Raw genomic sequence first — 12,644 nt, forward strand, 5'->3', positions numbered from 1 at the left:
GGGCTTTTTATGAAACGGTATGCCGCAGAACGATTCATTCAAATGCTTGTGATCTTATTCGGTACGTCCTTTATTATTTTTTTCTTATTCGCCATGCTGCCGGGCGATTATATTGATTCCAATGTAAATCTGACTCCGGAAAGAGCGAAGGAGTTAAAAGCGCTTTACGGGCTGGATCAGCCGATTTGGCAGCGTTATGTGACATGGCTCGGAAATGTGCTCAGCGGAGATTTTGGGTTTTCTTTGAAATATCAGGAGAACGTCCTGTCACTGCTTCGGAAATATGTCTGGAATTCGTTTTTTGTCGCGTTTTTGGCGTTGCTTGTCACATGGTCAGCCGCGATGATAACGGGTGTCATATCCGCTGTCAGGAAATACTCATGGTTTGACGGGATCGTGACGTTTCTTGTTTTTGCTTCCATGGCGTTTCCGTCTTTTTTTATCAGCCTTCTGTTTATTAAGTGGTTTGGGGTGGATTTGAAAATATTGCCTGTCGGCGGGATGATTGATACCGGCAGCACGAGTACAGGTTTTTCGTACGTGCTTGAAGCCGCCAGACATATGATTCTTCCGGTCGTGATTTTATCTATGCTCGGCATCGGCTCGCTGACAAGGTATTTCCGCTCCGGCATGCTGGACGTGATCAGACAGGATTATATCAGAACGGCGAGAGCGAAGGGATTGAAAGAGCGCACCGTCATCTGGAAACATGCGTTGAAAAACGCGCTCATTCCGGCCATCACCCTGCTTGCTTTTGAACTGCCGGGACTGTTTTCCGGAGCCATCATTATTGAACAGATTTTCGGGTGGCCGGGTGTCGGCCGTATTCAGCTTGAATCCGTGCATTATCGTGATTATCCGGTTTTGATGGCGTTTACCTTGTTTTTGTCTTGTTTAACGATTGTGGGGAACTTCTTGGCGGATATCGCTTATGCCGCGGTTGATCCGCGGGTCAGGCTGAAATAGGGGGTGTTCGGAATGAAAAAACAAAAAGGGGTGCCGCCTTCTCTTTGGAAGCAGACGTACCGCCGCCTGCTGCAGCATAAGCTGACGGTCATCAGTCTTCTTTTCTTATGTTTTATGTTTTTATTGTGCTTTATCGGGCCGTCTTTTTCTCCGTACATAACAGATCGGACGGATATTTCAAATGCCAATCAGCAGCCGGGGGTTCATCATTGGCTTGGAACCGACCAGTACGGGAGAGATGTGCTGACGAGGCTGATGCTGGCAGGGCAGATTTCTCTGACCGTGGGGCTTGCTTCAATGGTGCTGTCGCTTGTCATCGGCTCTTTACTCGGGGCTGCGGCCGGGTTTTATCGGGGAGCCGCTGATATGATCATTATGCGCATTGCTGATATGCTCATGTCCATCCCGGGCCTGCCGCTGCTTTTGATTTTGGCTGCGGTGATGTCGGAGTGGAAAGTGCCTTCTGAATACAGAATGTACCTGATTATGATGATGTTAAGCCTGATCGGATGGCCCGGTTTGGCGCGGCTTGTACGCGGACAGATTTTGTCGCTGAAGGAGCAGCCGTTTATGATGGCCGCGGAAGTTTTGGGGCTTAGTGATAAACGGAAAATCCTCTATCATTTGCTTCCCAACACATTGCCGTTATTACTGGTAGCGGCGACTTTGCATGTGGCGGGAGCGATGCTGAGTGAATCTGCGCTGAGTTTTCTCGGGCTTGGCGTTGCTCCGCCGACACCTTCTTGGGGAAACATGATGGAAGCGGCGAATCATTTTATGGATTTTACACTCCGCCCGTGGCTGTGGATTCCGCCGGGAACGGCCATTTTTCTGACCGTTGTGGCGATTCATCTGCTTGGAGACGGTTTAAGAGACGCTTTTGATCCTAAGGTAAAACGGCAGGTGAAAATGAAATGAAAAAACCGCTTTTAGAAGTGAGGCATTTGGAAACGGCTTTTTATACAGAGGAGGGTGCGGTAAAGGCCGTGGCCGGTGTCAGCTTTACGATACATGAGGAGGAAACGGTTTGTATTGTAGGAGAGTCCGGCTGCGGGAAAAGCATGGCGTCATTGTCCATTATGCAGCTTATTCCCGAGACGGGGAGAATCGAACGGGGAGCAGTGCATTTTTCCGGACGGAATCTGTTGGAATTGAAACCAAAAGACATGCAGAAAATCCGCGGCAGCGAAATCGGGATGATTTTTCAGGAACCGATGACATCTTTGAATCCGGTATTTACAATCGGTGAGCAGCTGACCGAACCGATTCGCGAACATTTGTTTCTGAGTAAGAAAGAGGCATGGCGGAGGGCCGTTGAACTGATCACGTTAGTGGAGATCCCGAATGCCGAGCAGGTTATGCACCGATATCCTCATGAGCTGAGCGGCGGCATGCTGCAGCGCATCATGACGGCTGTCGCGCTAAGCTGCGATCCGAAACTGATCATTGCCGACGAGCCGACGACAGCGCTTGACGTAACCATTCAGGCGCAGATATTGGATTTATTGCGGGATATGAAAAAGCAATTTCGCACGTCTATTTTATTCATTACTCATGACCTTGGCGTGGTTGCTGAAATGGCTGATTATGTGATTGTCATGTATGCGGGAAAAATTGTGGAGGAAGGACCGGTTGCAGAGCTGTTTTCTGATCCGAAGCATCCGTATACGAAAGGGCTGCTCGCGGCCAAGCCGGTTATCGGTCAAAAAAGGGAGACGCTTTACACCATTCCGGGGCAGGTCCCCGAGCTTGCGGACCTGTCCGGATCGTCTTGTTATTTTGCGGAGCGATGTGAACACAGCACAGAAATATGCCGGAGATCGAGCCCGCATTTTACTGAATTCGGGAAGGGGCATCAGGCGGCGTGCTGGCTTTACAGAGAGGAGAAAGCAGATGAGTGATGTGTTGCTGGAGGTCAAGGGGCTGAAAAAATATTACGAGGAGCATGGGGGGATGAGAAAGACTCATAAAAAACCCGTAAAAGCGGTCGACGGCGTCAGTTTTACGATAGGAAAGGGAGAAGTGTTCGGCTTAGCGGGAGAATCGGGCAGCGGAAAGTCATCAATCGGCAAGACCATTTTGAGGCTTCATGAGAAAACAGGGGGAGAGGTGTTTTTTCAGGGGCGTGATGTGTTTCGGATGAGCCGGCGCGAGCTCAAAACTTTCAGATCGGAAGCGCAGCTCATCTTTCAAGATCCGTTCAGTTCTTTAAACCCCCGGCGCCGGATCGGAGAAGCCATCGGTGAAGCGATGATCGAGCATCAATTGGCGGTGAAGCGGAATGCGCGTGATAAAGCGGCGGAGGTTCTTGAAGCCTGCGGACTTTCCGCAACCTTTATCGACCGATATCCGCATGAATTTTCCGGAGGGCAGCGGCAGCGGATCGTGATTGCAAGAGCGATGGCGCTCAAGCCGCAATTTATCATTATGGATGAACCCGTGGCGGCGTTAGATGTCTCCATCCAGGCGCAGATGATCAATTTGTTCAGCAGCCTTCAAAAACAGCACGGGCTGTCATATTTGTTCATTTCTCATGATTTAAGCGTGGTGGAGCACTTATGTACGAAGGTCGCCATTATGTATTTAGGGACGATTGTGGAATACGCGTCAAAGGAGGAGCTCTTTTCACGGCCGCTTCACCCTTATACGAAAGCGCTGTTATCGGCCGTGCCTGTTCCTGATCCCGGATCGAAAAGGGAGCGGATAATTTTAAAGGGTGATATACCGAGCCCCTCTGATCCGCCTTCAGGCTGTAAATTCCGAACGAGATGTCCGGCAGCCAAGAAGATATGTGCTGAGAAAAGTCCGGCGCTGTCAGAAAAAGGGCTTCATCATTTTGCGGCATGCCACTTCGTGTAATTGAGAAAAAAACGGTTTTATTGATAATAAACAGGAAAAACCTGCCGGGCAGACCGGCAGGTTTTTTGATGTTATTTTGGTGACGGCAGTCCGAGTCCTTCGGCAACGCGTCTGCCGTATTCAGGATCAGCCTTGTAGAAGTGGCCGATCTGGCGCAGCTTAATTTCTTCTTTTTCCACAGGTTTCATCGCACTGACGATATTGGCGACAAGGCGCGCGCGCTCTTCCTCGCTCATCAGGCGGTACAGGTCGCCGGCTTGTGTGTAATGATCATGATGATTATAGCTTACACTGTCAGCGAAACCTGATACAGGATATGCCGCCTGTTTATCTTCAGGTGACTCTTTCGGGCCCCCGAAGCTGTTAGGCTCGTAATAGACGGAGCGGCCGCCGTTATCATCAAAACGCATTTGTCCGTCACGCTGATAGTTTTTCACTTCATTGCGGGAACGGTTGATCGGCAGCGCCTGATGGTTCGCGCCGACACGGTAGCGATGCGCGTCATGGTATGCGAACAACCGGCCTTGAAGCATTTTATCAGGTGAGACGTCCACGCCGGGGACTAATGTGCCGGGAGAGAACGTCGCCTGTTCTACTTCCGCAAAGTAATTTTCCGGATTGCGGTTCAGAACCATGCGGCCGACTTCGATCAGCGGATAGTCTTTTTGAGACCACACTTTTGTGACGTCAAACGGATCAAAGCGATATGTGTTTGCATCTTCTAACGGCATGATTTGAACATATAATTTCCATGCGGGGAAATCGCCGTTTTCAATCGCATTGAACAAATCTTCCGTATGGTAATCGGGATTTTCGCCCGCGATTTTTGCGGCTGTATTAACATCAAGGTTTTTCACGCCTTGCTCTGTTTTAAAGTGATATTTAATCCAGACGCCTTCGCCTTTATCATTTGTCCATTTAAATGTATGGCTTCCGAATCCGTGCATATGGCGAAGAGTCGCCGGAATGCCCCGGTCTGACATCAGAATGGTTACCTGGTGCAGGGATTCGGGTGACAAAGACCAGAAATCCCAAACGGCCGTCGGATTTTTCAGATGTGTTCTCGGATCTCTTTTTTGTGTATGGATAAAGTCAGGGAACTTGATGGCATCGCGGATGAAGAACACGGGTGTATTATTTCCGACGATATCGTAGTTTCCTTCTTCTGTATAAAATTTAACGGCAAATCCGCGCGGGTCGCGCACTGTGTCACTAGAGCCCAGTTCGCCCGCAACGGTTGAGAAACGGATGAAAAGCGGCGTGCGTTTACCGACTTCTGACAGAAAAGCGGCTTTCGTATATTTTGTAACGTCATTTGTGACTTCAAAATAACCGTGTGCGCCCGCGCCTTTTGCGTGAACGACACGCTCCGGAACGCGTTCTCTGTTAAAGTGCGCCAATTTCTCAAGCAGATGGACGTCTTGTATTAAAGCAGGACCGCGATCGCCGGCCGTCATTGAGTTTTGGTTATCTCCGACAGGAGCGCCCCAGCTGGTTGTCAATTTATTTGAACTCATGTGATCACCTCTTTAGATTTATAAGAACATAATATCACCTATCAGTAAAAAGTCAATATTATTTTATAATGATTATAAAATAATTATTTTTATTATCGGAAAGAAAGTTTGGGTTTAAAAGACCACTTGACTGACAGGAATAATGGGTTTAATATGAGAAAAAATAGAAACCGCTGACTTGGACACAAGAGGCTCTTATTCTTCACTGGATAAGGGTCTTTTTTTATTGTCAGGCGGTAAGGGAGGCGGCGATTGTATGCTTTTCCGGCAGCATTTTAAACCTGTCGATATTCACGGTCATCTGCCGTACAGCCTTAATTTCGGCAAAAACGATAAGACATTTTCCGATTATAACCGGGAGCGGTCGGAAAGAATGAATCTCACTTGGGATTTTCCTGATCCGCATGAGGCTGATGACGGGGAAATCCCTTTGATGACAAGATGGGAGAAAGAATTAGATAAGTACGGCATTGACGTGCTGAATTTTTTAACAGCAGAGAGCAATGACCGGATGGCGGCGTTTATTCAAGCCAATCCCGCGAGGTTTACCGGATTTGCATATCATCCTTTGGAACAAAAGGATGCGTATGAGGAGCTGAAAAGAGCGGTTGAAGAGCTCGGTCTGAAAGGATATAAACTGTTCGGGCCGCTGACAGACATCGAGTTTCATGATCCGTCGCTGAAAAAGCTGTGGACGTATTTGGCTGACAAAAGACTGCCTGTATTAATTCACTTCGGACTTTTAGGGAGAGCGGGGGGCATTGTCAGCCATCGCAACATCAACCCGCTCTCCATCTATCGCGTCGCGAGAGAGTATGCTGATATACCGTTCATCATTCCGCATTTCGGCGCCGGATATTATCAGGAACTGCTGCAGCTGTGCTGGAGCTGCCCGAATGTGTATATTGACACGTCCGGCTCAAATCAGTGGATGAGGTGGATGCCGTACCCGCTTGATTTGGAAATTCTGTTTCGAAAGACATCTGAATTAATCGGTGCTGATCGGATCATCTTCGGGACGGATTCGAACGGATTTCCGAGAGGATATGTATACAGATATCTTCAGGAGCAGGTGAGGACCTGCCGGGAAATCAATATGCGGGAAGAAGATATAGAAAACATTTTCGGCAACAACGCGCGGACATTGCTGAAAATCGACCAGCCGCAAAAGGAAATAAATACGTGATACAGCTGATGCGCTCTTTGGCAGGTTTATGCCAGAGGGCGCATTTTTAATTCTTACAAAAAACAGTTGACAAGTCGGAATAATTTGAATTAACATGATATTCAAATTTAAAAACAAACGGGCAGCTGATCGGACCGCCGAAGGCTCTCATCTCTACAAGCAACGGAGATGGGGGCCTTTTTGTTTTTCGATCGCATGCGGCAGAAAGAGAGGGGAAGACAGATGGCTGTAACCATCAGCATACAAGAAAAAGCTTTTGAGCATGAAGGCCGGAAAACACCGGTGCTGAATGATATTGAGCTGTCAATTGCATCGGGAGAATTTTTGACTGTCATCGGGCCGAGCGGATGCGGCAAAAGCACGCTTTTAAAATTGATTGCCGGTCTTGATACCGATTATAAAGGCTCTGTCGCAATAAACGGCCGCAATGTGTCGGGACCGGGCATCCGGCAGGGATTTATCTTTCAGGAGCACCGGCTGTTTCCCTGGCTGACGGTGAAACAAAACATCGCTGCCGATCTCAATATGAACGACCCGGCCGTTCGTCAAAAAGTGGATGATCTGATTGAGGTTGTCAGGCTGCAGGGAGCAGAGGACGCTTATCCGCGCGAATTATCCGGCGGCATGTCGCAGCGGGTCGCCATCGCCAGAGCCCTGTTGCGTGAGCCCGAGGTGCTGCTTTTGGATGAACCGTTCGGAGCGCTTGACGCTTTTACGAGAAAACACTTGCAGGATGTGCTGCTTGATATATGGCGCGAGAAAAAAACGACGATGATTCTGGTTACGCATGATATTGACGAATCCGTCTATTTAGGCGATAAGCTGGCAATTCTCAGGGCAAAGCCCGGCCGGCTGCACAGTCTGGTGCCGATTCAGCTTCCGCATCCGCGCAATCGGACGTCAGCTGATTTTCAGGCCGTCCGGCAGAAGGTGCTTGCTGAATTTGAGAAAACGGAAGACCTCCGGTTTGCGGACGGGTCCGGGATATAGAAGGGACGAAGCGAAGTGAAAAAAATCATCATTCTTTTAGCCGCAGCAGTCATGATGTCAGCCGGATGCAGTGCAGACGGGACAGGGGGGAGCGGGAAAACGGTGAAAGAAATCCGGATCGGCATCCAGCAGAGTTTAAGCCCGCTTCTCATTGCCAAGGAAAAAGGCTGGTTTGAAGAGGCCTTCAAAAAAGACGGAATAAAAGTAAAATGGGTCGAATTCCAAAGCGGTCCTCCGCAATTTGAAGGTCTTGCCGCCGATAAGCTTGATTTTTCCCAGGTCGGCAATTCACCGGTCATTTCCGGTCAGGCGGCAGGAATTGATTTTAAAGAGATCGGGCTGTCTCAGGACGGATTAAAGGCAAACGGCATTCTCGTAAACAAGGGCAGCGGGATTCAGAGCCTGAAAGAATTGAAAGGTAAAAAAATCGCCGTAGCCAAAGGCAGCAGCGGCTTTGATTTCCTCTATAAAGCTTTAGATAAAGCGGGGCTTTCCGCCGATGACGTCACCCTCATCCAGCTTCAGCCTGATGAGGCGGTTTCCGCTTTTGAAAACAAGTCAGTTGACGCATGGTCCATTTGGGAGCCGTATTTGTCGATTGAAACGCTGCAGCACGGGGCGGAAATATTGGCGAACGGAGAAAGCACAGATTTATATTCTCCCGGTTTCACATTAGTCAGAACGGGATTTTCCAAAGAACACCCGGATGAGGTTGTCCGTTTTCTGAAAGTGTTCAATAAAGCAGTTACATGGCAAAAGGAACACAAAGATGAAGCCGTCTCCTTATATGCGAAAATCAAACATCTTGATCCGAAAGTCGTCAGAAACGTGCTTAACAATACTGAGCCTCTCAATGAACCGATCAATGATGATATTGTCAAAGCCCAGCAGGAAACCGCTGATTTTCAATATCGAACAAAAGCGATTCGTAAGAAAATTCATGTAAAAGACGTTGTCGACAATTCATTTATTAAAAAAGCGCGTGAAACGGGGGATGGCAAGTAATGAAAGCAGAAGCACCAACGGCTGCCGGCGCAATAAGCCAATCAGAAAAGAAAGCTCTGGCAAGATCCCGGAAGTATTCATACCAATGGATGAAAGGGATTGTACTCCCGGCTGCGGTCATCGCAGTATGGCAGTTTATCGCAAGTCTGGGCATCGTCTCTGCAACGGTGCTCCCGTCACCTGTCGTCATCTTGCAGACGTTTCAGGAACTTCTTCTTTCAGGTGAGCTGTGGGGTCATTTAGAGATCAGTTTATACCGGGCGGCTGCCGGATTTCTGCTTGGCGCGGGCCTCGGACTTGTTTTCGGGCTGCTGGTCGGTTTCTCAAAGCGGACGGAAGCGTATCTCGATCCGTCTCTGCAAATGCTCAGGACGGTTCCGCACTTGGCGGTGACCCCGCTGTTTATTTTGTGGTTCGGATTTGATGAGACATCAAAAATTCTGCTGATCGCATTGGGGGCTTTTTTCCCTGTATACATTAATACGTTTCTCGGAATCCGCAGCGTGGACGCAAAGCTGTTTGATGTCGCCCGGGTGCTGGAGTTTAACTGGTATCAGCAGATGGCGAAATTGATTCTTCCGGCGTCTCTGCCGAATATCCTGCTCGGCATCCGGCTCTCTCTCGGTATTGCGTGGCTCGGCCTTGTGGTGGCGGAACTGATGGGATCGAGCGCGGGCGTCGGCTATATGATTATGGATGCGAGACAATTTTCACAGACAAATAAGGTGTTTGTCGGCATTATCATTTTTGCGGCTGTCGGCAAGCTGACAGATGCATTGGTCAGAATGCTCGAGCGGAAACTATTAAAATGGCGGAACAGTTATGAAGGGTAACCTATTAAAAAAGGAGAGATTCATATGGAGATTCTTTGGTTTATTCCGACGCATGGTGACGGCCGGTATTTAGGGACGCAAACGGGAGGGAGAACGGCGGATCATCTTTATTTTAAGCAAGTGGCACAGGCGGCGGACAGACTCGGGTATACGGGGGTTCTGCTGCCGACGGGGAGATCATGTGAAGACCCGTGGCTGACGGCTGCCGCTTTAGCGGGGGAAACGAGTGACTTGAAATTTTTAGTGGCGGTCCGGCCGGGACTGATGCAGCCGTCTGTCGCCGCGAGAATGGCGTCGACAATGGACCGGCTGTCAGACGGCCGTTTGCTTGTAAATGTCGTAGCAGGCGGAGATCCTTATGAACTGGCGGGAGACGGCATGTTTATCAGCCACGATGAACGTTATAAGGCGACTGAGGAATTTTTAACCGTCTGGCGCGGACTCATGCGGGGCGAAACGGTGACATATGAAGGGGACCATATCAAAGTGGAAAACAGCAACCTCCTGTTTCCGCCAAAACAGTCTCCGCATCCGCCATTATATTTCGGCGGTTCATCACAGGCGGGAATTGAGGCTGCGGCGAAACATACAGATGTCTATTTAACATGGGGAGAGCCGCCGGAGCAGGTAAAAGAAAAGATTGAAACCGTTAAAAAACAGGCTGCCAAGGAAGGAAGGACGATGCGTTTTGGCATCAGACTTCACGTGATTGTCCGGGAGACTGAGGAAGAGGCATGGGAAGCGGCTGAACGATTAATCAGCCACTTAGACGAAGAGACAATTGCGAAAGCGCAGGCTGCGCTCCGGCGCGCTGATTCATCGGGACAAAAACGGATGGCCGATCTTCATAACGGTGACCGCTCGAAGCTTGAGATCAGCCCGAATCTCTGGGCCGGCATCGGACTGGTCAGAGGCGGAGCGGGCACGGCGCTTGTCGGTGATCCGCAGACTGTCGCTGATCGAATTTTAGAGTATCAGGCACTCGGCATTGAGTCGTTTATCTTTTCAGGCTATCCGCATCTGGAAGAAGCTTATTATCTGGCTGAACTCGTGTTTCCGCTTCTGCCGTTTCAGAATGAACGGACTAAAAAGCTTGAGCGCAGACTGGGTGAAGCAATGGGAAACGACCATTTTGCAAGAGGAAATAAAGCGACAGTCTGATGACGTCGCAAGGCGGATCATTGACGGCGGGCGCTTTCTGCGGATTCATTTCCGGGGAAATGCCGGCAGTGAAGGCGGGTATTCACCCGCCTTTTTAAGCGCTTAGCTTGCACGATGCTCCTATGGATGATATGATACAAAACGTAATTATTACGATTTGTTAGGAGTGCTGAAATGGCAAAAAAATCAAAAGTGATCAAAGAGCTCAAGCGGCAGAAGCTTGTTGAACAATATGCGGACATCCGAAAAGAATTAAAGGCAAAAGGAGACTGGGAAGCGCTGAGCAAACTGCCGCGTGATTCTGCTCCGGCCAGGCTTCATAACCGCTGTACGGTGACGGGGCGGCCCCGCGGATATATGAGAAAATTTAAATTGTCCAGAATCGCATTCAGGGAGCTGGCCCATAAAGGCCGGATTCCCGGGGTGAAAAAAGCGAGCTGGTAATGTAAAAAACTCCGGATCTGTCATGAACCGGAGTTTTTGCCGTGCTTATGAAATGTGAAAACATAAGCCAAATGCTGAATCATCATCAGAATGAAAATCAAAAGAATCGGAAAAAAGGGAAGATGCGGCTGAATCAGCGGATAAAACAAAAGCAGAACGGCTGCGGCCGGCAATGAGAAGTAAACGGCAATATACGAGGAACGGCAAGCTTTAGCCGTCATCATTCGTTCTCTTTCATCCTGTTCCTCAAATTCATCGGGCACAAGCCTGTGCTTTTTGCCGTTTCGTTTTTTCTTTTCGGCATAGATATACAATGCGGCACAAACGGTAAACAGCAGAAACGGAGTGATATTCAGCTCAAATGAACCGCTCCCCTCCGTTTGGAAAAACTGAGCGATCCGCGGCGCCGCTTCCATAAAGGAAATAAGCGTCCAGCAGGCCAATCCGTAGAGTGCAAGGTGAAAACACGCTTTTCTTTTCAAACTCATTTTTTCTCCTCCTCCAGCCAGAAAACTTCCTCCATCGGCAGGGAGAAAGCCCGGCAGATGTTAAGCGCCAATAAGAGTGAAGGCACATAATCTCCTTTTTCAATCGCTGCAATCGTCTGTCTGGTGGCTCCGGCTTCTTTTCCGAGCGTTTCCTGAGAATAGCCGAATCTGGCTCTCAGCTCTTTTACTTTATTTTTCATCATCAGGGCGTACCTCAAGTTTTCTTCTTTTTTATATTGTATGATATTCTTAACAAAATGTAAACCTAACTTAACATGTGGACAAAAAAAGAATTTTTTTCGACAAATTTTTTAACATTCCCTTGACGAAAAAAAAATATACATGTAATATTAGAAACATCAAATCGGTACTGACAAAAAACTTTGATGCGGGTGTAGTTTAGTGGTAAAACCTCAGCCTTCCAAGCTGATGTCGTGAGTTCGATTCTCATCACCCGCTCCATACATACGTTATTAACGCAGTGTTTCGTTTCTCTGATAAACGAAGTATTGCGTTTTTTTATGTGAAAAAAGACACGAAGGCGTGTCTTTTTATGAAAGCCAAGAGACGGTATGCGTGCCTCCGTGAATTTGTTCAAACATTTTGGTTAAAGATGATAGCAGCTCATCCGCCGCGTCGGCATGAAATGAAGGCGGGAAAAAGATCAGCTGCAGCATTTTCTTTGTGCCGGTTGTTACAGGGCGGGTGTTGATATGTCCGGTAAGGCCGCCGAAAATGCCGCCAGAGTCGGAGAAAGCAAGTACGTGTTCTTTTTCTCCGATTGTAATCGAAATCGGTTCATCTATTTCTGCGGCGTCATACGCCATGATGGGCAATGAATATTTCAAGGAGAAAAAAAGTATGGTATCATGGGCTGAATTCACACTTTCAATGAATCGTTCCCGGGAAATATCGCCGAGCATAAGCTCCATCGGCGTTTTTTGTCCTGAAAAGGCGGGACTGAGCTGTTCCATCATACGCGCCCACTCTTTAACAAAAGGCTGCTCATCTATACCGCCGTCAGCATAATCAAAGTAAAGAGATTCTTGAAATAAACGGAGGCGGCCTTTCAGCATTTGCGGAGCAGGCCCGACTTCGATCTGTTCATATAAGACGGCTGCCGCTTTGATCCCCGGCACCCGTTCAGCAATAAGTGGATCTAAACTGATGTTCAAGTGTGTTCACTCCATTTCGG

The 12,644-nt window shown here is 48.6% G+C and carries 14 protein-coding genes and 1 tRNA gene; 11 read left to right on the forward strand and 4 right to left on the reverse strand.

The annotated features are described in order from the left end of the window. Positions 1-9: 9 nt before the first annotated feature. The 4 genes from ACWJJ4_RS09625 to ACWJJ4_RS09640 are packed head-to-tail and all read left to right on the forward strand — an operon-like array spanning position 10 to position 3,825. A complete protein-coding gene (locus ACWJJ4_RS09625) occupies positions 10-966 on the forward strand; it encodes an ABC transporter permease (RefSeq protein ID WP_007610211.1) in 957 nt (318 codons plus the stop codon). A 12-nt stretch (positions 967-978) separates the two neighbouring features. Beyond that, on the forward strand, positions 979-1,884 hold the full coding sequence (gene opp4C / locus ACWJJ4_RS09630; RefSeq protein WP_058906657.1) for an oligopeptide ABC transporter permease: 906 nt from the start codon (positions 979-981) through the stop codon (positions 1,882-1,884). Next, the gene (locus ACWJJ4_RS09635; protein WP_454021618.1) at positions 1,881-2,867 is read left to right on the forward strand and encodes an ABC transporter ATP-binding protein; all 987 of its coding nucleotides are present in this window, start codon (positions 1,881-1,883) and stop codon (positions 2,865-2,867) included. Before opp4C ends, ACWJJ4_RS09635 begins: the two co-directional genes overlap by 4 nt. Next, complete coding sequence (locus tag ACWJJ4_RS09640) at positions 2,860-3,825, forward strand: ABC transporter ATP-binding protein (RefSeq protein ID WP_454021619.1); 966 nt, start codon at positions 2,860-2,862, stop codon at positions 3,823-3,825. Before ACWJJ4_RS09635 ends, ACWJJ4_RS09640 begins: the two co-directional genes overlap by 8 nt. Positions 3,826-3,896: 71 nt before the next feature. On the opposite strand, the gene katA is transcribed toward ACWJJ4_RS09640, so the two are convergent. Next, complete coding sequence (katA, locus tag ACWJJ4_RS09645) at positions 3,897-5,342, reverse strand: catalase KatA (protein WP_003155420.1); 1,446 nt, start codon at positions 5,340-5,342, stop codon at positions 3,897-3,899. Positions 5,343-5,598: 256 nt separating this feature from the next. On the opposite strand from katA, the gene ACWJJ4_RS09650 reads away from it, so the two are divergent. From ACWJJ4_RS09650 to rpsN, 6 genes are all read left to right on the forward strand, one after another. Continuing rightward, a complete protein-coding gene (locus ACWJJ4_RS09650) occupies positions 5,599-6,528 on the forward strand; it encodes an amidohydrolase family protein (protein ID WP_454021620.1) in 930 nt (309 codons plus the stop codon). Positions 6,529-6,750: 222 nt separating this feature from the next. Next, positions 6,751-7,518 carry an ABC transporter ATP-binding protein gene (locus ACWJJ4_RS09655; RefSeq protein ID WP_146283692.1) on the forward strand — a complete coding sequence of 256 codons (768 nt, stop codon included), beginning with the start codon at positions 6,751-6,753 and terminating at the stop codon, positions 7,516-7,518. Positions 7,519-7,533: 15 nt separating this feature from the next. After that, entirely contained in the window at positions 7,534-8,523 is a 990-nt protein-coding gene (locus ACWJJ4_RS09660) for an aliphatic sulfonate ABC transporter substrate-binding protein (RefSeq protein ID WP_454021621.1), read from the forward strand. Beyond that, positions 8,523-9,356, forward strand: a complete 834-nt coding sequence (locus tag ACWJJ4_RS09665) for an ABC transporter permease (protein ID WP_146276391.1) — start codon at positions 8,523-8,525, stop codon at positions 9,354-9,356. Before ACWJJ4_RS09660 ends, ACWJJ4_RS09665 begins: the two co-directional genes overlap by 1 nt. A gap of 24 nt (positions 9,357-9,380) precedes the next feature. Continuing rightward, positions 9,381-10,517 carry an FMNH2-dependent alkanesulfonate monooxygenase gene (gene ssuD / locus ACWJJ4_RS09670; RefSeq protein WP_048368061.1) on the forward strand — a complete coding sequence of 379 codons (1,137 nt, stop codon included), beginning with the start codon at positions 9,381-9,383 and terminating at the stop codon, positions 10,515-10,517. A gap of 174 nt (positions 10,518-10,691) precedes the next feature. Continuing rightward, positions 10,692-10,961 (forward strand): 30S ribosomal protein S14, encoded by a 270-nt coding sequence (gene rpsN, locus ACWJJ4_RS09675; protein WP_021494887.1) that lies wholly within the window; start codon positions 10,692-10,694, stop codon positions 10,959-10,961. Between the two features lie 20 nt (positions 10,962-10,981). On the opposite strand, the gene ACWJJ4_RS09680 is transcribed toward rpsN, so the two are convergent. After that, complete coding sequence (locus ACWJJ4_RS09680) at positions 10,982-11,449, reverse strand: hypothetical protein (RefSeq protein WP_012117138.1); 468 nt, start codon at positions 11,447-11,449, stop codon at positions 10,982-10,984. Continuing rightward, the gene (locus tag ACWJJ4_RS09685) at positions 11,446-11,649 is read right to left on the reverse strand and encodes a helix-turn-helix transcriptional regulator (RefSeq protein ID WP_003155407.1); all 204 of its coding nucleotides are present in this window, start codon (positions 11,647-11,649) and stop codon (positions 11,446-11,448) included. The genes ACWJJ4_RS09680 and ACWJJ4_RS09685 overlap by 4 nt, the downstream gene beginning before the upstream one ends. A gap of 188 nt (positions 11,650-11,837) precedes the next feature. Between ACWJJ4_RS09685 and ACWJJ4_RS09690 the strand changes: the two genes are divergently transcribed. After that, a tRNA-Gly gene (locus tag ACWJJ4_RS09690) sits at positions 11,838-11,911 on the forward strand. Between the two features lie 89 nt (positions 11,912-12,000). Here ACWJJ4_RS09690 and ACWJJ4_RS09695 read toward each other — a convergent pair. After that, entirely contained in the window at positions 12,001-12,624 is a 624-nt protein-coding gene (locus ACWJJ4_RS09695) for a hypothetical protein (protein ID WP_022552809.1), read from the reverse strand. Positions 12,625-12,644: the final 20 nt, after the last annotated feature.

Source organism: Bacillus sp. JK62 (assembly GCF_053663455.1).